The sequence below is a fragment of the Cedecea neteri genome (genome assembly GCF_000757825.1).
Taxonomy (GTDB): Bacteria; Pseudomonadota; Gammaproteobacteria; order Enterobacterales; family Enterobacteriaceae; genus Cedecea; species Cedecea selenatireducens.
This window is the reverse complement of the sequence record NZ_CP009451.1, coordinates 4,732,949-4,758,249: the sequence shown is the minus strand read 5'-3', so window position 1 is coordinate 4,758,249 and position 25,301 is coordinate 4,732,949. Positions and strand designations below refer to the sequence as shown.

The window sequence follows — 25,301 nt, the reverse complement described above, 5'->3', positions numbered from 1 at the left end:
TTTGCCTGCGACTATTTGTAATATTCATTCCAGATGCCGGTATTTTTCTCTTTTTCGAGCATTTTACGCAGCAAAGCAGCCAGATGATTGACAATAACTTCCCGATATAGCGTATCGACGAAGAGAAACTCAGGCGTCATATTATAAACATTGCGCAGTTCTTGAATGACCATCGACCGCTGCTTGAGCAGCAGCAATGACATAAAGTTTTTACTGAACTCTTTTAACGCCAATTTAAAGTCGTCAGTATCCACCAGGCCCGCTATATAAAGCCCTACAATATCCGCCTCGCCCAGCATCAGCTGATTGTTTCTCATCTGTCCCCGAAATGGGAACTTAGCAAAACTTTCATTTAGCAGCTGGTCCAGCGTGTGGAGCAGGCGTGCATCGGAGAGTTTTGCGCTGAGTGGGCCAAATTCAGAAGAATGAATACCGGGTTCATTGGCCTTCATATCAGCAATCAGCGCCGACAGCGTGAAGGCCAATAAACGCGTTCTGTTCTGATAACCGTAAACATCAATCCAGTCTTTGTAGATAAAGCCTGCGGGCATCTCTAGTTCAAGAAAATTAAGATAGCTATTGCGCAGGTCCTTTGCCGACAGCGGTCTGTCACCGCTACCGTCACTGAACCGTTTTGCCAGGCGACCTACGTTCATTCCTGACTGCATTTTTTTGGTGTCGCCAAATTTTTCTAAATCGGCGATCGCTTCTTTGATTTTCTTCTTCTGAAGTTCAGACAGCTGGCGGCTCAACAGCATTTCACGCAGCGCGAGCATTAAATCGCTGTCATTCGGGAAAAGCTGGCGGGCGAAGTTCAATAGGTTATTGAGATCACGCAGTTTGGCCACATGCTTAATTAATGTGTCCAGCTTTTCATCTGCCAGATCCTCAAGCATAGAGGAGACAAAATCGTTATCTGTACTGTCGTTTTTACGCCCGGCTTTGCTAAAGCGACCAAATGCGCTGAGGAGATCGGCCATTTCCTCTGCGGCATTACTCATCTCTTCCTGCAAATTAACAGGCAGCGCTTCTTCGCCCGCATCAAATACGGGCTGGCCTGCGGCGCTACGGTTTTCCGGGATTTGCGGTTCAATGCGATTAAAGTCAACGCCAGCAACAGAACGAATGTCCATAACTCACCTGGTCCTTAATTGTTTTTCATCGTTTCACGTAACATGGAGACCGTCGATTTCAACGTGACCTCGTTCCCCACCCATGTTCGGCCCAGCACGGGGTTATTTTCCTCCGGTCCCCGACCCTGCCAGGTTTCGCCGCTTGCCAGTAAACCTGGCTGAATGAGGAATAAGCGAACCATTTTCTTGTGGCTGGTATAGCTGTAATCAAACAGCTTGCCCAACACAGGAATGTCGCGCAGGAGCGGGATGCCCACGCTGTGATGTTCATCCTGGTTGCGGCTGTAGCCACCGACCAACAGGCTATATCCCACGGGCACGCGCGCCTCGGTACTTATCTGGGTGTTATTCACCATTGGCAGGCTGTCGACGTTTTCGGTTTTACCCTCAGAGTTGAGAGGCAGGCCGCCATCCTGAATATTCAGGATCATCTCAATCTCCTGCTGGCGCTGCGCCAGACGCGGCAATACGCTAATCATGGTGCCGTAGGTAATCTTTTCGAGTGAGGAGTTACGCTCACCTACCAGCTTGGCGTAAAAGCTGCTGTTATTATCAAATAGCGCCGGAACATTTTCCTGAGTCAGGATCTCCGGACGTGAAACCACCTGCGCATTGCCTTTTTGCGCAAGTGCGGATACGTCCGCCAGAAAATGAATGCTGTTTTCCGGAGTCAGCGAACTGGTATTAAAAGTCACCCCGGTATTGCCTATTTTTGCCGCACCCTGCCAGCGAATCCCCAGTTCGTTAATATCATCCTTCGAAATATCAATGATCCATAGCGACAGCTGTATCTGCTGTTTAGGGACATCAATTGCGCTGACTAAATCCTCAACAAAACTCACCTGCCTTTCGGAACCCTGAATGAGCAAGCTGTTGGTATCCGAATAGCCGACAATATTGATCGACGATTGGCCGAGGGAATCTGACTCGTACTCCCGCTTCGCCGATGACCCCGAATTAAATGAAGGCAACGGCGGAAAATTTCCCTTTTGTGTGGCCGAAGCGGCCTCAAGCGCGCCTCGCGTATCATTATCTACGGTGATGTTCGCCCCGGCCGGGGCTGAACGTCCGCCACGGCTATCGCCTGAATTATTCAGCAGCTGGTTCAGCACCGTCGCAACGCCCGGCACGGTGATAGGGCTGTCGCGCTGGGTAAAAGTGCGATCGTTCACAAAAGTGTTTTTAAGCTTGATCACGCGGATCGTGTTTTCACCCGTGCCGGGACGGGCATAGGTTGCATCAATATACTTTGCGGCCGCCGCGATAAGTTCGACATAGACCGGCGGCCCTGAGACATAAAAAGAGCCAGAACGCCCGTCTGAACGCAGCGGGAAACGAGCGTCGTACAGCCCTGACGACTTGATAAATGCAACCAGCCGGTCAAACGGCGCATAGGACAAGCGCACAATGCTGCTTTTGATTTCGCTGGCATCGTAAACGTACACGGAGCTGCCATCGTCATACCAGATAAGTCCGGTACGTGACGCTAAGGTATTTAACAGCGCCTTCGGCTTACTAAGATCGAAATTCCCTGAAACCCGCTTTTTGGCCGCCTCCGTACTGACAACAAAAGGTTTATTCAGCGCGCCACCGATCACAAAAAATAGCTGTTGAACGCTGTTATTACTGGCGACATAGGTATTTTCGTCATCCCGCGAACCGTTACGGACATCGACTGGGCCACCCGAGTAATCCTGGGTATCCAACAATGCGCCGACCGCCGAATTACAGCTCAATACTCCCAGCAATAAATACGGCAGATAGCGGACCGGCAATTTCGCAACCATCTTATTCATGAAGCAAGCCTTCCAATTTTTTAAACTCCCTCGGCGTAATGCCAAACAGTGATTTTATTTCACTCGAAAAATGAGACGACGACGCATAGCCGTTATTTCCTGCGATAGCCGCAATTGAGTGATCTTTTTCAATCAACTGCAGGGCACTGTGCGCCGCTCGCCAAAGGCGTAACTGTTTTTTTGGCCCCCGGGTAAAAGCATGGTGGCAAAGCTTCCTGAAATAGGATTCAGATACGCCGTAGATCTTACTGGCATTACCAATCTTATGACTGTCACTCTCTTTATCTTCATTCATTACCTGAGATAACAGGAAATGGGCAATCCAATAGCTTTCGACATTCCTGACAAACGAAAAGAGATTTTCCAGGCGGCGATCCTGGGGCTTTAATAATGTAAAAATCAACATCCCCATCAGCGATTTGCATTCATCGCCCACTAAAATTGCCAGATTCCGCTCGGTATGCATCAGTAACGAAGTATTCGTCTCCCCCACGCGCGCCTCGGTGATAACGCTGCGAGATTTAGCCTGATAATCCAGGAATGAAAACAGCGTGGTGGCCTGTGACATCGACAGTATTTCAACCATCCAGTCACCCCGGAATGCAATCTCCATGTTATCCAGGGTCGATAGCACAATGGGTTGAAGAATATTATTCAGACGATCGTCATAGTTCTCCCTCAGTTCACCTGAGGGAGATACGCTCATAATGGACTCACTATTTAGCGGTCGAGCAAACAACACGCCGTTATTTAAATCGATACATGCGTCATTCACGTAAAGCGGCATTTCCGCATTTGCGCTATCATTTACGCGTTGCCGCATTATGTTTTTCTGATGGCATTGAGCATTGCTAACTAGCATAGTTTTCTCTTACCTCAGTTTGTGTTTAGAAATAATATTTAAGCACTCTAATACAGCGCCTCTAAGTGCCGGTGAATTTATCAGAAAATTCTTGCTCGTCAACGCAAGTCGAAAGAGATAAAAAAAGAATAAACACCATAAAGAAATCTTCAACAAAAAATCAACAAACAACATTGAGTTTAATAATTAGTAGCGCTACAGTGCGTCACCTGAACGGATGTGTGTTATCCATATACTGTCAAATAAACCCATCGCTATGGAATAATGTTTTTCATTCGCGAGGCACTTCATTGCTTTTCAAATCGTTTCTATTAAATGGAACGGCTTAGCATTAGGAAGTTGTAGTGCAGATTAAAATAAAATCACACGAGTCATGCTCGTACGATTGCTTGTTTTACATTATTAATGGCCCTTTCTATGAACAGCAACATGAACGAATTAAACGATGATATGCCTGTACCAGAGGCACTGAAAAAATTCACCCTGAAGGTGCTGTTTGGACCCATGTTTGGCTGTGAACTCCACCTTCCAGCAGACGATTACTTTCTCATCATCAACCCGGGGCTTGCACTCCAGGATAACGCCACGGGAACGATGTCGCCCGGAGAGCATGCCGCAGCCTACACGCAGAATACGCTTTACCTACCCTGTGATATGCCGTCACCCAACATTATCTTGCGTTTGTCGGCTCTTTTCCAGGATGAAGAATCGGAAGAAGGATATCGTCTTGAAGTACAGGGGGTCGATAGAAGCTACCCGGCGCTGCTAAAGGAAAATGAAGTTTTCGTGCATGAGCACATCCGCTTTGCCATCAAACGTAGCGAAGATGAGTGGCCTGAAGATATTAAAAACTTCAATCTTCCCCCGACCCTCGATGCTGAATTCAGCGAACAGGAAAAGCTGGAAGAGTTTAATGCAAAAAAAAATCATGCTCTTGTTTTCGGTTCAATTATTCTCTTACTCCTTGTGATTACCGCAGGCGTTATCTGGTATAAAAAACTGGAAAGCGATCGCCAGGTTTTAACATTAAATGAAGCACTGGCGGGCGCACCGATGCCTGTGGATATTGTTCGTGGCCGTGATAATAATCTTATCTACGTTCTTATTCAGAACTTTCAGGCAATGGAATGGACGCGGGAAGCACTGTTCAAATTGCAGGGCAAGGACAGCGTGGTTCCTGTTTGGTTAACGCAGCAAAGAAATGAAGTCATTACGCAGCTGGCGAATGCGGGTTACCCCGTTTTACAAATTGACTATTCCAAACCTCAGCACCCGACAATTGCACTTTACAGAGGATTAACCCTACAGGAAGAAAAAAACTTCAAGGCTATTGTTTTACAAAAAATCCCTTTTGCTCTCGACATCAAAGTCCTGGTAAAAACTAAAGCTCAGTTATTACAGGAAGCTCGCCAGGGCCTTGATCGTTTGCATATTTACTACCGCCAAATCAATTCCACTAGCGGTTATGCTTTGGTGGTTCGTGATGCCCTGAGCGACAGCGCTCTACGTTCTTTGCAGCATTTCATTAAACAGTTCAATCACCAATGGGGAAACCGCGTGATTAATTTTTCAATTAATCTCGACGAAAACTGGTTACAGGATAAGTCATATATTGACTCTTCTAATGGCTATCTGTTTTTGAACCCTCGTCATTGGTACTTTCCCCTAAAACAAGGAGACTTAAATGGCTAACACAAACGCGTCTACTGTGGATAACAATGGCTATTATCTGGATGAAGTATCTGCCGGCTTCGAAGCAGGTGCTAAAAAAATGATGGACGAATTAGCTAAAGCTGAAATTGAATTAAAAGCCGACCCGTCTGACCCAGCCGTATTGGCCAATTATCAGTCGAAGCTACAGCAATACACGCTGTTTCGTAACGCCCAGACAAGTACCGTAAAAGCCTATAAAGATATTGGCGCGGCCATTATTCAAAACTTCCGTTAATTAACCCGGGTACGTGTCGCTCTCGTACCCTTTTCTACCGTGGAGTAATTATGAGTCAATTTAATGAAGCCCTGTCGGCATTAACCCGGCTCTCGCCAAATACCATCAACCCTGAAGATAACCTATCCGTAAGCGTTCACGATCGAAATTTTAATAATTTAGTGTCCAGCACGTTTACTAAAGTCAGCGAAACCGACGCGCAGTTTAAAAATGTGATTAATACCCTTAGCCAATCTCCGCATTACACCAGCAATCCGGAGAAGCTACAGATGCTACAAAACTATATTGGTGAATACAGTAACTACGTTTCCCTGGTGAGTACTCTCGCACGCAAGGCGGTGAGCACCATAGAAACCCTGGAAAAATCGCAATAATGATGAACAAATATTTACGCGTCCTCGCTGCCGTGCTGTTAACTTTTATGCTTAGCGCCTGTAATGACGAGAACCTACTCTTCAACCTTACTCAGGAGCAGGCCAACCAGGTTCTGGCTATTCTGCAGCAGCATAATATTTCAGCGAAAAAGGACGGCAATCTTAAGGCTGGCTATACCGTCTCGGTCGGGGAGTCTGAAAGTACCGCCGCGCTGTCTATCATTAATCAGTACCAGCTGCCGTGGGCCGCTGACGTTCAGATAGGGCAGGCTTTTCCGGACAGCTCTCTGGTTGCTTCACCCAACGCCGAGCAGGCTCGCGTACTCTCATTACAGGAGCAGCGGCTTGAGCAATCGCTGCGCATGATAGCTCAGGTCGTTAATGCGCGCGTTCACGTCAGCTATCCCCCCTTTAATAACGATACGAGCGGAAAAAAAGCCACCGGCCACGTCGGCGTGCTTATTTCCTATAAAGGCGAGATTGACGATAATTTGTTTATCTCGCAGATCAAAACGTTAATCAAAAATAGTTTCGATGACGTGCGCTACGAGAATATTTCGGTAGTTCTGTTCCCCGCCCCGGTTATCCAGTACGTTGCGCCGACCAAAGTACCCGCCAGCATCCCTGCCCTGTGGATTATCCTCTTTTCCGCGATGGCTTTGTGCGCAGCCGGCACGGCGGGCTTCATGCTCTATAAGCTTAGCCGCCGCCCGCCTTCAACCCAGGATAACGCTGCCGAATTGATTGAAGACGAGGCCGCAAAATCATGAGAGTCGGAGATCCGCGCATAATGTCCATTTTATACGCCCCGGCAAGCTACACGCATCGCAGCCACCTGCCGGAGATATTCCGGGCGAGTGAAATCCGAGCGGAAAGGCTACTTAATTTCTGGCTGCTGAGGCACGGCAAACTCTCTGACCTACCCGCACGCTGGCAGCCCGACGAAGCCACGTGTTCGCTATTGCTTTCGCACTGGCATCTGATCCCCCTTGCTGCACATTTGGTTGGTGGCTATCTGCAGCGGAACAGACTGCCTGAAATGGGCGCTGTGCTGATGTCTGATCCACGTCTGCTGGCCTTTATCTCTTTGCCGCTGCTTCACGAGGTAACGCTTGATGAAGCCGATACCCCGTTTGATACCGCTTCCTGCGGCGCAACGTTCCTTCTGGGGCAGTTCCCAGGGTTACCTGCCGCGCTGCGACAGCGTCTGATGCTGCACTTCCCTTCCGGCATGGCGCTTGCGCAATTCGCGGCCCCCAAAACGCTAAACCACATTAATTTGCTACGAATGGCCTTCATCTATGCGCACCATTATTATTAATGAGTTACCCGAAGATCTGCATCGCCTCGCGGTGATTAAATCTTCTGAGCGAACCCGCCATCAGCAGATGACCGTGGCGCTGGAACGTACCCTAAATCGCTGCAGTGAAATTCATGCCGAGTATGAGTTACAGACGGTCAGGCTGCGTGAAAGCTGTGAAAGGCAAGCGTTCCAGACCGGCTTTGAGCTATTTTTCTCGCAGCTGGTGACGCTGCTTGACGAGTATCAGCGCCAGCAGCAAAAGCGGCAGGAGGTTTTTCGCCAGCAGATCGCCACGGCGCTCAATCAGTCCCTACACGATCCGATGATCGTTGAGCGCATTATCCATCACCTTCAGGAACAGTGCGGGCATCAGAAAGCGCTGCGCATCATTATTCCCCGAGCGGTAAAACTGCCGGACGGCGCGGATATCTCGAACTACCTGTATACCGATGATAATCACATCACCGTGCAAAATGACATGGATGCGGTGCGCTTTCCTAGTGAAACGCTTTGCCGTACGTGGCTACAGCAGGCGGATGAAAAGACCGCCGGTTTTAATGAAACTATCAACAACCTGACGCCCGACATGCTTCGCAATCTGGCTGGGAAACTCATCGCTATGAGCCACCGGATGCCTTCAGAAACCGTCAACTCAGATAAGGATGAAAACAATGAGTAGCATCAACAGTATTGCCTCTTCCTCACCGTACGTTAAAGACGGTGAATCGTCGGAGGAGAGCTTTAACGATAAAGTGCTCCACTATTTCCAGCAAAATAAGCCCGACGACAAGCTGAGCGATATGATGGATCAAATGCGGGCACTTTCCCCCGATAAGAACGTATCGATGCATCAATTGAACGAGGCGTTGCTCTATTCCGATACCTATTTGCGCAATACCGATGAGTACAAAGATTATGCGAACAACGTGCTGGACAAGCGCACCTTCCAGCTGCTCGGCGTGAATATGTTTTTTAATAATATGATGTATAAAAGCTTTACCGAGACCGACAGCGATCCGTCGTTATAATCTTCTTTGCTATTAATCCCGGCATAGTGCCGGGCATACAAATCATGAAAATAAAATCATTTACGCCCGTTGCTTTAACCTTGTCTCTTTTGTTCTCCCCTTTTGCTACAGCACAAAAGGTTGATTGCATTGTCGAAGCCGCGCAGTGCTTCCAGATTAACCCTCTGCTGATTAAGGCTATTATTTGGCAAGAGTCCAGAAACCGTCAGCAGGCTATGAATCGCAATACAAACAGCACCGTTGATGTTGGCATTATGCAAATTAACACGGTGCATTTTAAGGCCTTAAAGTCACTGGGCATTGATGAAACGTTGTTGCGAGAGAATAGCTGCGCTAATGTTTTTTCAGGTGCCTGGGTGCTCAAGCAAAGTATTGAGCGCTATGGCTATACGTGGGATGGAATCGGTAACTATCATTCTAAGACGCCGGTGCATCATGACAGGTATGTCAAAAAAATCATTTCCCTGATTGCACATCAAACAGCGGTCATTGATAAAATAGAAGTGGCCAGACAAGAAGGCATCCGCGAGCGTTTCGTCTGTCGATAACGAGGAGTAAGAAATAACGCAAGCATCTTACTTGCGTTTTTGCATCAGAATGATGAGGCAGCAAAGTCGATAAACTTCAACAGGTGAACGACTAAAAAACCACTGACAAAAAAAGTTCATTGCGCTGTTTAATTGTTGTCTGCTAATAAATTTCAAAACAATAATATCTAACGTTATTAATTATTTTGAAGGTATTTCTTGTAGCGTGACGCATTGGGCGCTTAACAAATTCTCTTTAGGATGGCAGATTGCTCCTTCAGCCGAATTGCAACAGTACAAAAAATTATTGCCAACCGGCGAGACAAGGTTAGCTAATGGCATCTGGTCAATATAATTATGATTTTTAATAAAATCCAACGGGTTACTTCTTGCTGTCATGGCAACAAAAATAAGACTAAAAAAAAGCGCAGCTACTGCACTTAAAAATAACGCCTGCGGCGAAAACTTCTTTCTGTCTGGCACCACCCTGGGAACAGAATAAGGGATAACCGACATCGAATTAGCACTCACGGGAATGACGTTAATCATCGACTGGGTTGAAAAAGAAACGTTATCTACTTCGATGTTTCCGGGAAAAGATGACTCAAAGCCAGGTTTATCGGGTTCCGCTTCAGGCTCTTCCCAGCAGGGTTCGGCTGTGAGTTGATACCCCAACTTTGGGATAGTGAAAATAATACTTTTCGTATCATCTCCCAGACTTACTCTTAAAGAACGGATCATCTGTGCTATACTTTGCGAAGTCACATAACCGCCCCCCCATACTTCAGCAAGAAATTCAGCCTGAGAAACCGGTTCAGGATATTTTGCGCAAAGTAATGCAAGCACATCTGACTGCTTTTTCCTTAATTGTATAACGGTATCGTCTTGTTGCAGCGTTCTGGATTTTGGATTAAATGTGAAATTAAGAAAGTAAATTTTTCCTGCATTTACTACGCATTTTTTCATTTTAAATCCCTTTGGCGTTTAGCTTTGTGAGTGAAGGTACCTTCAGGAAAACGCATGAGTGAATTTCTCAATCCATGATCTTAAATATCTCCTGCCAAACTTTTCAGATGACAAAAACCCAACCTATCGATAACTTTAATTTAACAAATTGGCGGGAAATAACGTCTTCTTCATCACGATGTAGACAACAGAATTGATCTCGATGCGAATTTACAGTGAATGCAATAATACAGTACCATTCAAATCATAACATGTGAAATTGTTTTCAACGATCGATGTATATTAGCCAATAGCCAAAACAAATCACTCGGTTTATTTTAGGAACATATTTTTAGTCAATTCATCCTTATAAGAATCATTGGAAAAGGACGTCCCTGTCGCCACTGAAAGTAAAGTTTTCACGTTACATGAACATTTACTTTTTCCTGAATGATAACTAACAATATGAATATTTATTATGAGAAGGAAATACTTAATACACCCTCTTTTTTGCAGGCAGCAAAATAACACGCGCTGGCAGGACGCTCTATCAAAAAACGCTTCAAGCGATCCTACTGTTGCGTGATGATCAATGTTGCCGAAGCATTAAAAGCACCTGTTTTTATATCTTCATAACTGACCGAGGTAGGTTTCACTGGTGTAAAACTCAGTGGTACCGAAATACTGCCATTTACCACACTGAGCTGCTGCGTGTTACCATTGGTAACGATATTCCCGTTCCAACGCATGACGACCCCGAGATTATTGTTACTGGTAGTAATAGCATTATTATTCCAGGAGGTAGGAGTTGTGTTCATCTTTACCTCAAAATCAACTTCATGGGTGACATCACAGGTTATGTTGAGGCTTTTTTCCACCGTCTGTGCGGAAGTTCCTGAGCTTTGAATCTCACTTCTTTCAAGCTCTCCCAGTTCAACTAACAACATCTCTCCGGAGAGGATTTTGCACGTTGACGTGTTTATATCAACATCGTTCGCCGCAATGAAATACCAGATGTAATAGTTTTGCGCGCCGTGGTTATTTCTCTGGATAAACTTAATCTGCGCAAGCCTGTCTCCCCGCCTGATCTGCAACGACTTCCCCATGCTGGTTAGCTCGAAATAAAGCTCTACGGGTAAGCTCTTGGTTTCCTGGGCATTGAGACTAAAAATCTCAACTTCAGGTACAGGTTCCGGATAAACCTTTCCTGAAATGATAACGCCGCCTTTAAGATCCTTGAAGATGGCGGAATTGAGGCTCATTCCGTTACTGGCAAGCCACATGGAATCGACCCAACCGCCGTCTACAGAGTCGTTCTTGCAGCTGATCTGCGAACGGAGATCGACAATCTTGTTTCTACCGGTATTGACGTCCGGGCTGACGTTTACGTTAACGTCAGCATCTCCGCCGTTCCAGCCAATGGAATTACACGAGTAGGCCCATGCGCCCTGATGCACCGCCAGAAGCATAATAAATAAGGGTAATTTCATATCTGAATGTGATTCTCCTAGGGATAATTAAGCTCGAATGTCGCCAGCGCCTCAAATGCTCCACGACGCAAGGTATGTGCGGCCAGCGCGGAAGGTTCTCCAATAACGTAACCGTACAGCACAAGGTCGTTGGTTCCGCCGGCGAGCGTGAAAGCGGTCACGGTCTTATTGAGCGGCAAAGGTGTGCCGTCCTTCTGCTCCAGGCCAATCGCGATGCCGCTGGCGGCCGAGTTGCTAAGCGCCAGAAAACCCGGTAATTCCTTGCTCTGCGTCCCCTTAAACGTGACCTCTACCTGATTACCCAGGCTCAGATCGCACTCCAGAAGCCTGAGGGTGAAGGGCTGCGCGTGGGTGCGGGTGTTAAGGTATAAATAGGTATCGATTACCGTGCCGAAATCCAGGGTAATATCCGTCGTATTCGGATCCAGCTCGCAGGGATCGGCCACCAGCGTCCCGTCAAATTTCAGGTTGTCGCCGGTGACTTTCAGGCCACCGTTTCCTGCCGCCGCGTGCCCGGTTAAAGCCATCATAAACAACAGCATACCCACGCTGCGTCCGGCTAACGTTCTACTCCCCATTTCTGCTCCTTATAAATACTCGGCCAGCAGCGTTGCCGTAGCGGAAAACGCCCCTTCGCCCAGCTCATCGATGCCGGGATCTTTTACCGGCACAGCCTCAAGCGTGGGCGGATGCTGATAAAGGATGTCGAGGGGTTTGTTAATCTCCATCGGCTGACCGTTCTGTTTAATCTGGATCCCTAGCCCACGGATATTGGTGGCGAGCGCGCTACGGTCAAAGGACGTTGCGCTGCCGTTTACCGCAAGGGTCAGGCGCCACGCCGGGTCAACATCGTCACAAATCAGTTGCCAGGCGATAGCCTGCTGGTAACGCACCCCGTCAACCTTATGGATGCCAACATTGTCAAAGTGGATGTTTACATCGCGATCGTTATTGATGTGGCACGGATGGATCCTCAGCGTACCGTGAAAGGAAATGTCGTTACTGTCGCCGGTTGCTGTGGCATGCGCCGACGTGAGCTGAACGCCTGGCCCGGACAGCAGTAGCGCCAGCGCCAGGCTCCTTCCGCAGCCGCCGTAAACTTTGTTCTTCACCCTGATTGCCTCAGTTATAAGCCACTTTTAACGTGGCGCTGGCGTTGAATGCCTGTCCGTCCTGAAAACGTGCGCCGCTCTGTTTTTCCAGCACGGCATACAGCGAAGGCTGGCTGGCGTTATCGAAGTTGAACCATTGATTTACCGGCAGCGTTTCGCTTCCTTTAAGCAATTTGATGCCAAGCCCGCTGGCATCGGTTTTTAGCTGTTTCCCATCAAAGCTGGCGGCGCTACCGGCAATCTGCATTTGCAGCGTTTTACCGTCCGGATCGCCTTTGCAGGTCACCTGATAGGGAACGGGCTGTTTATAGGCCTCACCAATAATTTCATTGATATAGACGTCACCGAATTCCACCTTAATCGGGTCAGATCCGCTAAAAGTACACGATGCGGTCGCCACCACCGTGCCGGTAATGCGAACATCTAAATTACTTGAGCCCGCCGCTGCCGCATCACCCGCCAGCAGCATTCCCGTCATTGCGAACAGGGCCATGGCTCCCCATCGGGCAAATATCATCTTTGGATCCTTAGTCATAATTCAGCCTGAAGCCGACCGTAGCCTGCCATGTCCCCGCCGTTAAAGGGGCCGGAGTGCGTTCGGGCTGCACGTAGTAGACCAGTGCATCATTGGTCGGGGTGACAAACTGCGGCAGCGTACGCTCGCCTAATCGCACGTCACGCCTGGCGCTATCGGCGATCCTCAACCCCAGCCCGGTGAGGCCGTTCACCTGCACCAGCTCGGGGCTGTCGGCATCCCCGGGGGCCAAAAAAGTCACGCTGACGGCCGGCTGAAGCGAATCCCAGCTGCTGTTCCCGCTCCGCGTATTGAGCATCTCTGACCCGCTGCGCACGCAGTCACGCACCCTCAGCGTAAAGGCTACCGGCTCACCACGATCGCCCGGGTTTCGCAGCGCCTCGGTCGATGTGTTGCCGAGACTGACTTCCTGAGTTTGAGAAGTCATGTCGAGGCGGCACGCCCCCTCGACAAAATCGCCCGAAATATGCAGTGCCCCGTTTACGCCTTCAACGTTCCAGTTGTCAGGCAGCGCCCAGGCCGCCTGCGGCAGTACCAGCGTCAAAGCCAGGGCGCTGGCGGCGCGGTTGCACCCTACCAGAACGTGGTAATTCCACTTGTTTTGCTTCTCCATCAGCCTCACCCGGCTTTACTCCCGGTGACCCGGCAAACGTTGCCCACGCAGTTGAAGATAAGCTTCGGTCGCCCGCCGTAGTCGTTAATCCATGCCAGCATCGGTTTCTGTCCCAGCGTCGATGCCTTGATGTTCAACAAAGCATCTGAACGAGGGGCAACCATCACCGGATCGAAGCCGGCAATCGGGGGGCCGTCCGGGTGTTTGTATGCCCCGGCCAGGGTCACGTAATAGGGGCCGGGATTAATAACGCGGTATTTATCGCCTTCTCGCTTAAGCGTAATTTTTTCCTGCCACACGCTTTCGCCTTCGGATCTATTGATTTCAATGGATTCCGGCCGATAGAACAGCTTGATTCGCGTCTGCAGGGCAATCTGCAAGGTATTGGCTTTCGTGCTTTTGGGCGGGATTTCACGCAGATTAAAGTAAAACAGCGACTCTCTATCCTGAGGCAGCGTGCTGGCATTGCCTATCACCTGCAGTTTCACCTGGCCTTTTGCCAACGGTTCTACTCGCTGTAGCGGCGGAAGCGCGGTCAGAGGCTGGGTGATTTTGTTACCTTGCTCATCTTCTACCCATGCCTGGGCCAGATAGGGCAACATTTTATTCTGGTTGGTGATATTTAAACTGATCGATTTATTTGCACCGTTAAAGACGGCACGGGTACGGTCAAGAGCAATGGCCGCCGTCGCGCTTTGGCCGCTCAGTACGGCAATCAGGGCGGTGGAGGTCATCGTCAAATAAGAAAAGTTTTTCATCAATTGAAACTCGCTTTGCAGGATGTCGCCGTGCCGTCTTGCGCGGCGACCGAATTGTCATTCACGCTTTTGCCTGATAGCGGGAGGCTTAAGCCCGTACGCTTTGGCACAGCAGCCTTAGATTATCGGTAGCCGTGGGCAAGGGTTTCGGCAGACTCAGCTCGCACTGGGTTTTCCCGTCCCATACCACGCGCATCGCTTCTCCGGCATTCATTCCGGTTAACCAAACCTGGCCGCCATCGTTAACGATCCCAGCCTGATGACCGCCCAATCCCATCACTACTGCACCAAACGGCGGCGTAGTGCCGTCCGCAAGACGGACGGTGACCATCGCTTTTTCCCCGGCGATAACGCCGAAGCGACGCAGACCGATCGCGCCTTCGGTCAGGGTGCCCTGCACCACCGAGCGCGTAGCCTCAACGTCATCCGCCAGCTTGTTAACGTCCACGCTAACGCTGCTTCGGTAGTAGCTGCTGATGTCCGACACGACGGCTTTGCCAAACCGGTTAGTCTCGGTAACACCCCCGTATCCCCGCACCGGAACGCCGCTGACGCCCGAGGTATCGACCATCATTCGCGTTCCCCCCATGGTGCTTACACGGTGTAACGCAACGCCTTCCGTGGTGCCGGTGATGCCGCCCTGAGCAGAAAGGCCGACGGAGTGATAGCGGCTACCTTCGTAGCTGGCGTTGACGCTCATTTCCGCGCTATTCCCCTGATGGGTGAAGTAACCACTGCCCACCGCATTGCCTCTGCTGCCCGCTCCGGCCTTGACCCGGTAGCTGTTATTGCTATCGAGGCGGTCGAAATACCCCACCGTAGTGCTATTACCCGTACTGCCCGCCTGGCTATCGAAATTCAACGTGCTGCTGTTACCCCACGGCAATGACAGGCTGAGATACATGCCGTCATCGCTGGTGTTGTTATAAAGCGTTCGATAGGCCGACAGGTTGAGGCTGACGTTTTTAAAACGCCAGGCATCGAAATAGCGCGATAGGGAGAGGTTGTAACTATCGTTATCCGGGCGGTTCCAGTAGGTTTGGTGGCTATAGTTCGCATAGGCACTCAGGCCCAGACTGCGGAACTGCTTGTTAAAAGCGATGGTGTACAACTCTTTATTGTTGTTACCAACGATGCCGTGATAGCGCACGTTCAGATATTCGCTCATGCTCATAAAATCGCGCTGAGAAAAGCGATAGCCCGCAAAGGTGACCTGGCTGTCGTATTCGTCAAAACGTTTGGAATAGCTAAGACGCCACGAGCTGCCCGTTTTGGTGTTGTCCCCTGGCAGTTCCGCATGGGACTGAGTGACGTCAAATGAAAGCGCCCCTAACGCCAGCAAATCGCGGCCAATCCCTGCCGCCAGCGCGTGATAGTCGTCGGCCAGCAAACTCCCGCCGTACAATGACCAACCGTTATTCACCCCCCAGGAGAATTCGCCGGTGGCAAACCCCGGCCCCTGGCTACCGTGGCGGTAATCTGAAGGTTTACCCAAGGCGAGTTTGTAACGCACGCTGCCCGGGCGCGTAAGATAGGGAATGCTTGCCGTATCCACCTGAAAACTGTGCGAAGTGCCATCCTGCTCCTGAACCTTCACATCCAGCGTGCCTGAAACGGCGGTGTTCAAATCCTGAATCCGAAACGGCCCTGCGGCGACCGTAGTTTCATGGATAACCCGTCCCTGCTGGCTAACGGTCACTTTAGCGTTGGTTTTTGCCACACCGACGACTTCCGGCGCGTAACCGCGCAGGTTTGGTGGCAGCATATTGTCATCAGACTCCATGCTGGTTCCGGTGTAGCGGAAACTGTCGAACATGCCGGAATTGAGGTAGTTCTCACCGAGCATCAGCTTCGCTTTTAACGAGGGGATCGCCCGCCAGGCGTAGTAGCGGCTCCACTGCCAGTCACGCTGCGTGTTGTTCATGGCGCCACGGGTATCGTTGTACTGCCCCTGCCAGTCGGCGCGAAAACGCCAGGCCCCCAGGTTAAACCCCGTGGTTCCGTTGCCGCTGAGCGACTGGACATCCCTGCGGCTCGCGCCGGTAAAACGCGAAGACTGTCCGTTAAGGTTGTAATCAAAAATGCCCCCGGCAATACCGTCATCCCAGCGAGCAGGCGGATCCCAGTTGTCAGCGGTATATTCCAGATACGCCTGGGGAATATTCAGGTAGAGCGCGCTTTCGCCTAGATCTGCACGTGCGGTTACCCCCGGCAGGCTCGCGGTATCCAGACATTGCCCGTTGTGCCACCATCTGAGATCGCGCAAAGCAGAAGCTTTTAAACCCAGTTGAGCAATGACCTGTGGCGTAAGGCACACCTGGCTGCCCTGAGGATCGTTGTCCGGTTTAATAAAGGCTAACGTTTGCTCCGGCAGTTCGGCTTTGTTCAGACGGATAACCATCTGATACTTACCCGGCATGATGTACCCTGCCTGAGAAAACCGGCTAAGGTCAATGTGTGAACGGTCACTAATATCGAGGACATCCGTATTGAATTCTATTGCCTCTTTCGCGTATCCCTTTGCCCCCGGAAAAGCCAGCGCTACCACCAGCGCTATAGGACAACGGCGCAGCCCTGCGCCAGCTTGATATAAAACCTGCCTCATCAAAAATAATCCAGTTTAAAACGCACGGTAGTGGAGTAAGCCCCGGCCCGTAGTTTTTGATGGTTGCCCACCAAACGTAGTGTGTAATCAAGGCGCATAGCGCCAGGCTGCAGCAGGCCCGCCTGCGAAGCAATGCCGGGCTGCATACGGTTTCCTGTTGCATCAGAAATCTCTAACCCGATACCTCGAGCGCCACCGTGGAGGGCAAACAGCTCGCCGTCGGTAACGGGACCATCAAAGGTCACCATGAAATGCGACCAGTCCTGCTGGTTAGGAATCAGCTGCTCAAAGGCACAATTTTCCAGATGAATACTGAATGGCTTAGAAGGGCCAGCACCGTCACGAATCACTTGTTCCAGTGGGATAGTAATCAGATCAATCGCCTGCTCCCGACTGGCCACGGCGATCGCGCAAGGCGTGTCGATGATCGAACCCTGCATGCTTACCTTTCCATGTCCCTGATCCGCCGCATTCTTCGCCAGCGCGCCTGGAGAGGCCGGGGATAGCACAAGCCACACAAACAGGGAGGGCACTACAAACGAAGCACTGCTATTCATAGGTATCTCACAAACGAAAACCGTATAGAAAAACGCAGGAGGCCTGCTGCTTGCTTACTGATAGGCCAACGTAAAATTGGCAACCGAGGTGAAGGATCCCGGCACGACCGCTGTGCTCCCGCCGTTTCCTTTGAGGTAGGCAGAGTAAGTTAGCGTGTTATCACCCTGCTGTGTTTTTGTCGCGGAGCTGGCGGTACCAAGCGGAATGTTGGTACCCTCATCGTTGGTAATACCGATAGCCGCCCCGCTGGCGCTGCTGCCGACAATAGCCAAATAGCCGGGCTGAGCGCTAGATTCCGGTCCTGTGAAAGTAATGGTGACGGTTTTATCCGTAAGCCCCGAGAGATCGCAGCTTTCCAGTTTGATATCAAACGGACGTGGGTTGGACTTTCCGCCGTTGAGCAGAGATTTATTGGAGATTTCACCCAAATCGACGGTCTGCTCAATGGTTTCAGGGGTAATTGAACATGGGGCATCAATAATACTGCCGGTAAACTTAACCGTGCCGTGGCCCTGATCGCTTGCCTGTGCCTGGCCTGCCAGTACGGCAGCCCCCATACCAAAGGCCCAAACCAATTTGGTTAATTGCATTTACTCATTCCTTTATAAGTTTCTTACTAGCGTTCTTCACAAGAGCCTCGTTACCACGACTGCGCAACGGGAATAATCTAATTTACGCTAGTGCTTTAATCACTGATATCAAAAACCGCCTCAACCCCACCAACGAGCGAAATATATAAAAAGCGTTTTTTAGAAGAAAGTCCCTGGGGGGTTCTATACGATTTAGCACATTGTTAAATCATCTACTAAATCGACACTCGGAACTAAATAATGTCTAACTCATTAAGCATACGCGACCAAAACAGCTTTATTTCAGCCTATAAAAACTTACTTAACGACAGTGACAATCGCATTCATAAAGGTGATGTCAACACGCTGAACAGAATCCTCAATAAATGCGATAAAGTTGAGGTCGGCCAGCTGCTAATGACAAAAATGGAATCATATCCAAAAGACCCTGTCGCGTTGAAAGATACTTTCAGCAAGTTATTTGACAAGCTTGAAGCACAGGACTCCAAAATGCATGACAAGAAAGAAGAGAAGCTTAAACACATTCAACAGAAGCTTGCTCCGGTCGTGCAGGACATTCACAAAAATGAAATAAATGCTCACAATGCAAAAATAAACGGCGAGATTAAAGATCTTGCCAATGGTCTCCAGCTCATTTCAAAAAATATTTATCATGAAAAAAATGAGATCACCACACTTCAGGGAAATATTGACAACGCTGAAGCGCAAATTAAAAAGCTGCATAATGAGATTAAGCCTCTGGCCGATGCGTTAAAGAATACCTCACCGAAAGACTTTGCGGCCAAAGATGCCGAGCGCTTAAAAAATACTGAAGCAAAAATCAGTCAACTCGTGGCCAAACAAAATGCCGAAATCAGTACATTAAATAAAAAAATTGCCGCGCATGAAAATAGTCGTGCGGTGCTACTCGATTTTGCAAGAAAGCACGGTGTAAGCAGTGCCGAGCAGGATCTTAAAAAAGCTGAGGATGGCTATATTTATGATAAGCGAGATACGGGGTTTGGCACCACCAGTTGGAAGGATCATCTGGGCAGCGATAAATATGCCATCAAGAACTTCGGTTACGATTTAAAAGAAGGCCGCCGTCAATATTCTGACCTCATTAAAGTGCCTAATCATGAGGGCAAACAGTGGCAAAAACTGATGCAGAACTTCGATAACGCGCCAAAAAACATTAAGGCTCTGCAAAGGGAAATATCGCAGCTTAATAATGAATATAAAAGAGATATCAATCAGGTTAAGCTTGAAAACCGCCTTTCTGCCAAACTGGAGATTGAGCAGAGAATTAATTCTAAACAAGAAACCATTCGCTCATTAGAAAAGAATAAGGAAATTGCATCAGGCGAAATCAAATCATCCTATGACTATATATCTGAGCTAGAAGCCAGGAAGAGCCCGCTCATAGCGAAAATGGACGAGCTTAAGTCCCATATAAAACAAGACAGCTAAGTCATTCTATTTCTCAGAAGCTAAAATCCACGCTCCGGCGTGGATTTTTGTTTTCAGCACAAGATCAGCGAGCCGAACTATTAGGGTAAACCGTCGCCGCCGGCAAAACGCGTTTATCCAGGCGGTGCAGGCCATAATAGAGAATCGCGGTAGCAAACCAGCCGATAATCCACGACACGTCGTTGCCGGCGAACAGCCACGTCAACGAGCCGTGGAAGAGCGGGTTTTCGATAAACGGCAGCTGAATCAGTACCCCGACGATATACACACCAATACCAAACAGGTTCCAGCGGCCATAGCGTTTATCGGCATCAAACAGCGCGGTTATATCAACGGCGCGGCACGAAATAAGATAGTAATCGGTCAGGCCAATCGCGCTCCAGGGCACAAAGAAAGCCAGTAAGAACAGCAGGAAGTGGGTGAAATGTTTCAGGAATGCGGGTTCGCTCAGCAGCGCAATGATGCACGAGGCAGCCACCATCAGCACCACAAACAGAATGCGATTTTTTTGGCTGAGGGTAACCTGTTTGCGAAAGCCGGAAACAATGGTCGTCAGTGACATAAAGCTGCCGTAGGCGTTCAGCGTGGTGAAGGTGATTTTGCCGAAGCAGATCGCGAAATAAATCAGCATCGCCATGGTTTCGGTTTTGCCCAGCCCCACAATGTAGCCAACCTCGTGGCCGGAAAACGCGCTCCCGGCAATGGCGGCGGTGATAACGCCCAGCGTCATGGATGCCTGAGTCCCCAGCACGGTGCCGCTAAACACCGAGAAGAACACTTTCGGCCCCGAGACGTTTCGCGGCAGATAGCGTGAATAATCGGAAACGTAGGGGCAAAAGGCGATTTGCCAGGAGGAAGACAGCGACACCGCCAGCAAAAACATCGGCATCGAGAAATGGTTATTTTGCATAATAGCCGTGAGATCGGTATTGAGCAGCAGCGAACCAAACAGCCAGGCAAAAGCCAACACGCCGACAATACTGGCGACCTTGCCAAGCTTATGGATCACGCGATAGCCGAGCACCGCAATCACGATGATAATCGCGCTGAACAGGATCATCCCGCTGGCGTCACTTATCGACAGCAGACGGGCCATCGCCTGCCCCGCCAGCACCGTCCCGCTCGCGGAAAAACCAATGTACATGATGCACACCAGCACCAGCGGTATCACCGCGCCGTAAACGCCAAACTGTGCGCGGGTGATAATCATCTGCGGTAAGCCAAGCCGTGGCCCCTGCAAAGCGTGGAAAGACATGATCGATGCGCCCAGAATCTGCCCGACGAATAGCCCCACCAGCGACCAGACCACATCCCCGCCCAGAACAACGGCCAGCGCGCCGGTGACAATCGCGGTTATCTGCAAATTACCGCCGAACCAGAGGGTAAACTGGCTGAAAGGATGCCCATGACGTTCGCCGTCGGGGATGTAATCGATAGAACGGGACTCGGTCAAACGCGAGCCTTTCCTGGACTGTTCTTCTGCGGATGAAAATGAAGACATAACAACCTCGCTAAAGCTGATTAAACGCCGGAAAACCCACCACACATCAAATGACCACTCATGTATATACAAGTAAAAAACGCATTCCACACCCTGCTGATAATGAATTTGCGAACTAAGTTGTAGATTTTATGTAACCAAATTGATGTGCAGATGTACCAATATGAAAAACTGATGGCTTCTGCGCGAGGAGTAAATCAGGATGAACGTTGCGGGGACGGTCAACGTTTGGGGCCGCGGAAAATTAAGGCATAAATTCATGCCATAAGAAACCCACGCTGACGGTGGGTTTCTTATGCTGTGGATTTACAGCCCGGCGGGGCGGGGCACCTCGAAATAGTTACCGTTAATATCCTTCTGGTAATAGCTGCCGTTACGCACGTAATAACGCTTGCCGTTGTAATCCAGAACGCTGATGCCGCCCCCTGGGCTTGACGGCGTTTCAACCCGAATGTACTCCGTACCCTGACGCTGGTAATAAATACCGTTGACCACGTAATAGGTCAGCCCGCCGACGATAATGGCCGTTGCCAGCCCCGGCAGCACGGTCAGACGCGGCCCCGGATAGAAGTAATGCGGCCCGGCGTAATAACGAGGACCAGACCAGAACCCCGGCCCATGACCGAACCAGGGGCCAGGGCGTGCCTGCGCCAGCGACGGGACAATCATCAGCGCAGACATTGCCAAAATAGACAGAGACTTTTTCATCTTAAACACTCCTGACCTGCGGCTGAACGCGAGCTTTGGCCCGCTTTATGTCGATTATAATCCCGCGCCCAGAGGCATTACCGTAGGGGAATGGTAAATCCCTGAAATCTCCACAATCCAGCGTCTGGCGCCTTTATTTATCCTTAGATGTAAAAAATCCACGCAAAGCGTGGATTTATTTGTCTGCAAGAATGCTGGCGTTATTTTATTCGAAACAAACGTCAGGATTATCCGCCAGAGAAACAAAGGTCTTGCTGTTTTTATCCAGCGTGCGAATTTCGCCGCTTTCGATATCGTAAACCCAGCCGTGCAGACGCAGGCCGTTATTACGCAGGCCAACGGCCACGGAAGGATGCGTTTTAATGTTGTTCAGCTGCGCGATGACGTTTTCTTCTACCATGGCGTTGACCTTGTCGGTCTCGTTATCCCAGGTTTTCTTTTCGACTACCGCTTTTGCCGCATCGGAATAGTGCAGCCAGTGGGCCACGGCAGGCATCGGGTCCAGACACTGGCAGGAGGCAATGGCTTTCATCGCGCCGCAGTTAGAGTGCCCGCAAATCACAATATCCGTCACGCCAAGCGCCACAACCGCGTATTCGATGGTAGCAGACACCCCGCCCGGCTCCGGGCCAAAGGAAGGCACGATGTTACCGGCATTACGAATAACGAAGAGCTGTCCCGGCTCCTGCTGGGTCACCAGCTCCGGCACCAGGCGGCTGTCGGAACAGGAAATAAAAAGCGCTTTAGGATTTTGGCTGGACGCCAGGCTGCGAAAGAGCTCTTTGCGCTGCGGAAAAATCTCTTTCTGGAAGTTAAGGAAACCTTCGATGATATGTTGCATAGCACATTCTCTTGTTCTGTAGTGACCACGATATGATAGAGATCACATTGAGTTAGTCCAGCCCCAACGCGCCAAAAGGGCATTTTTCTTACCTTGTTAGCCAGCCAAAAAGCCCACGCATTTCATGGGCCTTCTCGGCACTGCACCAGGCAAATTCTCAGCCGCATCGAGCTTTAATCGCCGAAACATTTCTTTCCAGGTTCGCCGGGTCGTATTCCGATAGCTGGAAATTAAAGCCATGGTTCTTGCGTAAATCAAGACGCTCCGGGCGCAGCATCTTCGGGTTACCGTCGACGTCAAACAGCTTAGCGATATGCCCCGGGTCGACTCTGCCCTGCGACATGTTCATAAAGTGCGTGTTGATATCATTCATCGACAGCGGATGGGCGGCTTTCTTGCTCATCCAGTCGTCAAGCCGAAGCGGACGGGTTGCGCCGTCGCCTAAATCAGACTGATAGATAAACGCATCGCGCCGTGGTTTAGCGCTGGCGGGAAGATCTATCACGTACGCATGCCCAAGGCCCGCATCATTCACCCGCAAAATGAAATTCTTATGGGCAGGTAAATTCGCCAGTTGATGCTGAAGCTGCGACAAAGACATGGTATGCCCGTGTTCAAAAGCGTAGCTGAAGTGGTCCGTATCCAGGAACAGCTTCATCACGTTATTCGCGGTGACGCCGCAAACTGGCTCATTGATGCGCTTGCTGCTGCCCAGCATCGCCTCCACCTCATGCTTCGGCATTCCCCAGTCTCGCGCCGTATTCGTGATGTTATCGTCTATCGCCTTCAGCAGCGCCGAAGGGCTTTTATGGTGAATAGGCGTGGAATTGTCATCGCTGTTAAGCAGCACGTTTGCTCTCAGGTTTTTGGCGCTTAGCTTCGCGAAGTCCTGCACCATGCGGGTTGACGGGTTATTGACGCTACGGGACGAAGAAGCCGTGGCCGACGTTCTGGCAGTCCGACTTTGCTGGCTATTTTGCGCCTGCAGGCGCGGATCTGGCTGTGCAGGACGGAAGGTATTAAGCAGGTTTCTCATCTGAGGGTATTCCACTCGTTGGCTATTTGAGGCTGAGTGGTAATGACGAGATTCAGGTTCCCGAAGGAGTAAAAAAACCCACGCCTGGGCGTGGGCTGGAGAGTTTTTTCAGCCGATCATGAAAAAACGGTTAAGACGTTAGCTGTTTTAGCACCTGAGCAAAACCGGCCTTAACCTCTTCATCTCTGGCATGTCGTCCGTCGCGTATGACCCATTTTCCGCCGGTCATCACTTCTTTTATTGGGTTAGAAGAGCAGGCAAAAATCCAGCGGTTCAACAGTTCATTGTCTTTCGCCGTCGCCAGGAACGGATCGTTGCCGTCCAGCACCAGCCAGTCAGCTCTTGCCCCCACGGCCAGCTCGCCAATGTTTTGCCCCAGCGCCATTCGCCCGCCGTGCAGCGCCCCCTGATAAAGCACGTTACCGACATAAGGCTCGGCTTCGAGGTGAAGCAAGTTGCGGCGGCGGTTATTGAGGCGCTGGCCATATTCAAACCAGCGCAAATCCTCGCTCACGCTAACGCTGATATGGCTGTCGGAGCCGATCCCCCAGTTACCGCCCTGCTGCAGGAATGCTTGCCCTGGGAAAATGCCGTCACCCAGGTTCGCCTCGGTGGTCAGGCATAGCCCGGCTACGGCGCCAGACTCAGCAATAAGGCGGGTTTCACTTTCGGTGATGTGGGTGGCATGAATCAGGCACCAGCGCTCATCAACCGGCATATTTTGATACAGCCATTCCACAGGGCGCAGGCCGGACCAGGCCAAACAATCCTCAACCTCTTTGCGCTGCTCGGAGATATGAATATGCACCGGCTGAGGCTGCGCCTGGCTTTCCAGCACGATACGCATTTGTTCCGGCGTAACCGCACGCAGCGAATGGAAGCACAGCCCTGCGCGCTGCATCGGTTCCGGGGCAAGCGCCGTGGCAATGCTGTCGTACAGTTTCAGGTAGCTGTCGGTATCGTTTATGAAGCGACGCTGCCCTGCCGAAGCGGGCTGCCCGCCGAAGCCAGAGTGCGAGTAGAGCACCGGGAGCAGCGTCAGGCCAATGCCGATATTTTTTGCCGCGTGGGCAATGCGTAGCGCCAGCTCGGCAGGCTGCGCGTAAGCCTTACCGTCAACGTCGTGGTGCAGGTAGTGGAATTCGGCCACCGAGGTGTAGCCGGCCTTCAGCATTTCGATATACAGATAGCTGGCGATAGTCTCCAGCTGTTCGGGGGTGATTTTGCCCACCAGGCGGTACATCAGGTCACGCCACGTCCAGAAGCTGTCCGCCGGGTCGCCAACCACTTCCGTCAGCCCGGCCATCGCCCGCTGAAAAGCGTGTGAATGCAGGTTCGGCATGCCCGGCACCACAACCCCCTCAAGCCGGATATCGTCGGCCCCCGGCACGCTGTTGCATTCCAGGGAACTAATCACCCCCTGCGGCGAAACGCCCAGTTTGACATTCTCCGCCCAGCCCTGCGGCAGAAGCGCTTTTGCCGCGAAATATACCGCCATATCAGCACCCCGGTTTGATGTTAATCAATTGTATATACATGCATGTATATATACATCCAAATAGGGGTAGAGTAAACTTTAAAGGATACCC

27 protein-coding genes are annotated in these 25,301 nt (G+C 50.4%); 9 read left to right on the top strand and 18 right to left on the bottom strand.

Annotated features, from left to right (window positions below):
* Positions 1-11: 11 nt before the first annotated feature.
* The 3 genes from sctW to JT31_RS22160 form a co-directional block, all read right to left on the bottom strand.
* On the bottom strand, positions 12-1,001 hold the full coding sequence (sctW, locus tag JT31_RS22170; protein ID WP_235212899.1) for a type III secretion system gatekeeper subunit SctW: 990 nt from the start codon (positions 999-1,001) through the stop codon (positions 12-14).
* Positions 1,002-1,147: 146 nt separating this feature from the next.
* Positions 1,148-2,929, bottom strand: a complete 1,782-nt coding sequence (gene sctC / locus JT31_RS22165) for a type III secretion system outer membrane ring subunit SctC (protein ID WP_038482304.1) — start codon at positions 2,927-2,929, stop codon at positions 1,148-1,150.
* Complete coding sequence (locus JT31_RS22160) at positions 2,922-3,752, bottom strand: helix-turn-helix domain-containing protein (RefSeq protein WP_235212898.1); 831 nt, start codon at positions 3,750-3,752, stop codon at positions 2,922-2,924. Before JT31_RS22160 ends, sctC begins: the two co-directional genes overlap by 8 nt.
* Before the next feature lie 468 nt (positions 3,753-4,220).
* Here JT31_RS22160 and JT31_RS22155 point away from each other — a divergent pair, with 468 nt between their 5' ends.
* The 8 genes from JT31_RS22155 to JT31_RS22120 are packed head-to-tail and all read left to right on the top strand — an operon-like array spanning position 4,221 to position 8,992.
* Positions 4,221-5,483: a PrgH/EprH family type III secretion apparatus protein gene (locus JT31_RS22155; protein ID WP_200882450.1), complete on the top strand. Its 1,263-nt coding sequence runs from the start codon at positions 4,221-4,223 to the stop codon at positions 5,481-5,483.
* Positions 5,476-5,739 carry a type III secretion system needle filament subunit SctF gene (gene sctF / locus JT31_RS22150; RefSeq protein WP_038482295.1) on the top strand — a complete coding sequence of 88 codons (264 nt, stop codon included), beginning with the start codon at positions 5,476-5,478 and terminating at the stop codon, positions 5,737-5,739. The genes JT31_RS22155 and sctF overlap by 8 nt, the downstream gene beginning before the upstream one ends.
* 50 nt (positions 5,740-5,789) lie before the next feature.
* On the top strand, positions 5,790-6,113 hold the full coding sequence (gene sctI, locus JT31_RS22145; protein WP_038482293.1) for a type III secretion system inner rod subunit SctI: 324 nt from the start codon (positions 5,790-5,792) through the stop codon (positions 6,111-6,113).
* Positions 6,113-6,883, top strand: a complete 771-nt coding sequence (gene sctJ, locus JT31_RS22140) for a type III secretion system inner membrane ring lipoprotein SctJ (RefSeq protein ID WP_038482289.1) — start codon at positions 6,113-6,115, stop codon at positions 6,881-6,883. Before sctI ends, sctJ begins: the two co-directional genes overlap by 1 nt.
* 20 nt (positions 6,884-6,903) lie before the next feature.
* Positions 6,904-7,434 carry a type III secretion protein gene (locus JT31_RS22135; protein WP_235212897.1) on the top strand — a complete coding sequence of 177 codons (531 nt, stop codon included), beginning with the start codon at positions 6,904-6,906 and terminating at the stop codon, positions 7,432-7,434.
* Entirely contained in the window at positions 7,415-8,095 is a 681-nt protein-coding gene (locus JT31_RS22130; protein WP_038482283.1) for a hypothetical protein, read from the top strand. The genes JT31_RS22135 and JT31_RS22130 overlap by 20 nt, the downstream gene beginning before the upstream one ends.
* Positions 8,088-8,444: a hypothetical protein gene (locus tag JT31_RS22125; RefSeq protein WP_052049052.1), complete on the top strand. Its 357-nt coding sequence runs from the start codon at positions 8,088-8,090 to the stop codon at positions 8,442-8,444. Before JT31_RS22130 ends, JT31_RS22125 begins: the two co-directional genes overlap by 8 nt.
* Before the next feature lie 44 nt (positions 8,445-8,488).
* Positions 8,489-8,992 carry a lytic transglycosylase domain-containing protein gene (locus JT31_RS22120; protein WP_038482280.1) on the top strand — a complete coding sequence of 168 codons (504 nt, stop codon included), beginning with the start codon at positions 8,489-8,491 and terminating at the stop codon, positions 8,990-8,992.
* A 180-nt stretch (positions 8,993-9,172) separates the two neighbouring features.
* Here the strand turns inward: JT31_RS22120 and JT31_RS23575 are convergent, their stop codons facing one another.
* The 10 genes from JT31_RS23575 to JT31_RS22070 all read right to left on the bottom strand — a co-directional run bounded on the left by JT31_RS23575 (position 9,173) and on the right by JT31_RS22070 (position 18,177).
* Positions 9,173-9,937, bottom strand: coding sequence for a transcriptional regulator (locus JT31_RS23575; protein ID WP_081948213.1), 765 nt, complete (start codon positions 9,935-9,937; stop codon positions 9,173-9,175).
* Between the two features lie 551 nt (positions 9,938-10,488).
* Entirely contained in the window at positions 10,489-11,406 is a 918-nt protein-coding gene (locus JT31_RS22110) for a fimbrial protein (RefSeq protein ID WP_038482277.1), read from the bottom strand.
* A gap of 17 nt (positions 11,407-11,423) precedes the next feature.
* Positions 11,424-11,984 carry a fimbrial protein gene (locus tag JT31_RS22105; protein ID WP_052049051.1) on the bottom strand — a complete coding sequence of 187 codons (561 nt, stop codon included), beginning with the start codon at positions 11,982-11,984 and terminating at the stop codon, positions 11,424-11,426.
* 9 nt (positions 11,985-11,993) lie between these two features.
* Entirely contained in the window at positions 11,994-12,518 is a 525-nt protein-coding gene (locus JT31_RS22100; RefSeq protein WP_038482274.1) for a fimbrial protein, read from the bottom strand.
* Between the two features lie 10 nt (positions 12,519-12,528).
* Positions 12,529-13,053 carry a fimbrial protein gene (locus tag JT31_RS22095; RefSeq protein WP_081948211.1) on the bottom strand — a complete coding sequence of 175 codons (525 nt, stop codon included), beginning with the start codon at positions 13,051-13,053 and terminating at the stop codon, positions 12,529-12,531.
* Positions 13,046-13,666: a fimbrial protein gene (locus JT31_RS22090; protein WP_038482271.1), complete on the bottom strand. Its 621-nt coding sequence runs from the start codon at positions 13,664-13,666 to the stop codon at positions 13,046-13,048. The genes JT31_RS22095 and JT31_RS22090 overlap by 8 nt, the downstream gene beginning before the upstream one ends.
* Before the next feature lie 5 nt (positions 13,667-13,671).
* The gene (locus JT31_RS22085) at positions 13,672-14,424 is read right to left on the bottom strand and encodes a fimbria/pilus periplasmic chaperone (protein WP_038482268.1); all 753 of its coding nucleotides are present in this window, start codon (positions 14,422-14,424) and stop codon (positions 13,672-13,674) included.
* Positions 14,425-14,512: 88 nt separating this feature from the next.
* A complete protein-coding gene (locus tag JT31_RS22080) occupies positions 14,513-17,029 on the bottom strand; it encodes an outer membrane usher protein (RefSeq protein ID WP_038482267.1) in 2,517 nt (838 codons plus the stop codon).
* Entirely contained in the window at positions 17,029-17,586 is a 558-nt protein-coding gene (locus JT31_RS22075; RefSeq protein WP_038482266.1) for a fimbrial protein, read from the bottom strand. The genes JT31_RS22080 and JT31_RS22075 overlap by 1 nt, the downstream gene beginning before the upstream one ends.
* A gap of 54 nt (positions 17,587-17,640) precedes the next feature.
* Complete coding sequence (locus JT31_RS22070; protein ID WP_038482265.1) at positions 17,641-18,177, bottom strand: fimbrial protein; 537 nt, start codon at positions 18,175-18,177, stop codon at positions 17,641-17,643.
* Between the two features lie 240 nt (positions 18,178-18,417).
* Between JT31_RS22070 and JT31_RS22065 the strand changes: the two genes are divergently transcribed.
* Complete coding sequence (locus tag JT31_RS22065) at positions 18,418-19,626, top strand: hypothetical protein (RefSeq protein ID WP_038482264.1); 1,209 nt, start codon at positions 18,418-18,420, stop codon at positions 19,624-19,626.
* 64 nt (positions 19,627-19,690) lie between these two features.
* Here JT31_RS22065 and JT31_RS22060 read toward each other — a convergent pair whose 3' ends face one another.
* The 5 genes from JT31_RS22060 to JT31_RS22040 form a co-directional block, all read right to left on the bottom strand.
* On the bottom strand, positions 19,691-21,079 hold the full coding sequence (locus JT31_RS22060) for a purine-cytosine permease family protein (protein ID WP_162473308.1): 1,389 nt from the start codon (positions 21,077-21,079) through the stop codon (positions 19,691-19,693).
* Positions 21,080-21,433: 354 nt separating this feature from the next.
* Positions 21,434-21,835: a DUF6515 family protein gene (locus JT31_RS22055; RefSeq protein ID WP_038482258.1), complete on the bottom strand. Its 402-nt coding sequence runs from the start codon at positions 21,833-21,835 to the stop codon at positions 21,434-21,436.
* Between the two features lie 205 nt (positions 21,836-22,040).
* Positions 22,041-22,676 (bottom strand): carbonic anhydrase, encoded by a 636-nt coding sequence (locus tag JT31_RS22050; RefSeq protein WP_038482255.1) that lies wholly within the window; start codon positions 22,674-22,676, stop codon positions 22,041-22,043.
* A gap of 157 nt (positions 22,677-22,833) precedes the next feature.
* Positions 22,834-23,712, bottom strand: coding sequence for a cycle-inhibiting factor (locus tag JT31_RS22045; protein WP_038482252.1), 879 nt, complete (start codon positions 23,710-23,712; stop codon positions 22,834-22,836).
* A 130-nt stretch (positions 23,713-23,842) separates the two neighbouring features.
* On the bottom strand, positions 23,843-25,210 hold the full coding sequence (locus tag JT31_RS22040; RefSeq protein ID WP_038482249.1) for a formimidoylglutamate deiminase: 1,368 nt from the start codon (positions 25,208-25,210) through the stop codon (positions 23,843-23,845).
* Between the last annotated feature and the right edge of the window lie 91 nt (positions 25,211-25,301).

What these genes read in the sequence shown, in the direction of transcription:
- sctW (WP_235212899.1), bottom strand. Translation starts at nt 1,001, where the DNA reads ATGAGTAATGCCGCAGAGGAAATGGCCGATCTCCTCAGCGCATTTGGT.
- sctC (WP_038482304.1), bottom strand. Translation starts at nt 2,929, where the DNA reads ATGAATAAGATGGTTGCGAAATTGCCGGTCCGCTATCTGCCGTATTTA.
- JT31_RS22160 (WP_235212898.1), bottom strand. Translation starts at nt 3,752, where the DNA reads ATGCGGCAACGCGTAAATGATAGCGCAAATGCGGAAATGCCGCTTTAC.
- JT31_RS22155 (WP_200882450.1), top strand. Translation starts at nt 4,221, where the DNA reads ATGAACGAATTAAACGATGATATGCCTGTACCAGAGGCACTGAAAAAA.
- sctF (WP_038482295.1), top strand. Translation starts at nt 5,476, where the DNA reads ATGGCTAACACAAACGCGTCTACTGTGGATAACAATGGCTATTATCTG.
- sctI (WP_038482293.1), top strand. Translation starts at nt 5,790, where the DNA reads ATGAGTCAATTTAATGAAGCCCTGTCGGCATTAACCCGGCTCTCGCCA.
- sctJ (WP_038482289.1), top strand. Translation starts at nt 6,113, where the DNA reads ATGATGAACAAATATTTACGCGTCCTCGCTGCCGTGCTGTTAACTTTT.
- JT31_RS22135 (WP_235212897.1), top strand. Translation starts at nt 6,904, where the DNA reads ATGTCCATTTTATACGCCCCGGCAAGCTACACGCATCGCAGCCACCTG.
- JT31_RS22130 (WP_038482283.1), top strand. Translation starts at nt 7,415, where the DNA reads ATGCGCACCATTATTATTAATGAGTTACCCGAAGATCTGCATCGCCTC.
- JT31_RS22125 (WP_052049052.1), top strand. Translation starts at nt 8,088, where the DNA reads ATGAGTAGCATCAACAGTATTGCCTCTTCCTCACCGTACGTTAAAGAC.
- JT31_RS22120 (WP_038482280.1), top strand. Translation starts at nt 8,489, where the DNA reads ATGAAAATAAAATCATTTACGCCCGTTGCTTTAACCTTGTCTCTTTTG.
- JT31_RS23575 (WP_081948213.1), bottom strand. Translation starts at nt 9,937, where the DNA reads ATGAAAAAATGCGTAGTAAATGCAGGAAAAATTTACTTTCTTAATTTC.
- JT31_RS22110 (WP_038482277.1), bottom strand. Translation starts at nt 11,406, where the DNA reads ATGAAATTACCCTTATTTATTATGCTTCTGGCGGTGCATCAGGGCGCA.
- JT31_RS22105 (WP_052049051.1), bottom strand. Translation starts at nt 11,984, where the DNA reads ATGGGGAGTAGAACGTTAGCCGGACGCAGCGTGGGTATGCTGTTGTTT.
- JT31_RS22095 (WP_081948211.1), bottom strand. Translation starts at nt 13,053, where the DNA reads ATGACTAAGGATCCAAAGATGATATTTGCCCGATGGGGAGCCATGGCC.
- JT31_RS22090 (WP_038482271.1), bottom strand. Translation starts at nt 13,666, where the DNA reads ATGGAGAAGCAAAACAAGTGGAATTACCACGTTCTGGTAGGGTGCAAC.
- JT31_RS22085 (WP_038482268.1), bottom strand. Translation starts at nt 14,424, where the DNA reads ATGAAAAACTTTTCTTATTTGACGATGACCTCCACCGCCCTGATTGCC.
- JT31_RS22080 (WP_038482267.1), bottom strand. Translation starts at nt 17,029, where the DNA reads ATGAGGCAGGTTTTATATCAAGCTGGCGCAGGGCTGCGCCGTTGTCCT.
- JT31_RS22075 (WP_038482266.1), bottom strand. Translation starts at nt 17,586, where the DNA reads ATGAATAGCAGTGCTTCGTTTGTAGTGCCCTCCCTGTTTGTGTGGCTT.
- JT31_RS22070 (WP_038482265.1), bottom strand. Translation starts at nt 18,177, where the DNA reads ATGCAATTAACCAAATTGGTTTGGGCCTTTGGTATGGGGGCTGCCGTA.
- JT31_RS22065 (WP_038482264.1), top strand. Translation starts at nt 18,418, where the DNA reads ATGTCTAACTCATTAAGCATACGCGACCAAAACAGCTTTATTTCAGCC.
- JT31_RS22055 (WP_038482258.1), bottom strand. Translation starts at nt 21,835, where the DNA reads ATGAAAAAGTCTCTGTCTATTTTGGCAATGTCTGCGCTGATGATTGTC.
- JT31_RS22050 (WP_038482255.1), bottom strand. Translation starts at nt 22,676, where the DNA reads ATGCAACATATCATCGAAGGTTTCCTTAACTTCCAGAAAGAGATTTTT.
- JT31_RS22045 (WP_038482252.1), bottom strand. Translation starts at nt 23,712, where the DNA reads ATGAGAAACCTGCTTAATACCTTCCGTCCTGCACAGCCAGATCCGCGC.
- JT31_RS22040 (WP_038482249.1), bottom strand. Translation starts at nt 25,210, where the DNA reads ATGGCGGTATATTTCGCGGCAAAAGCGCTTCTGCCGCAGGGCTGGGCG.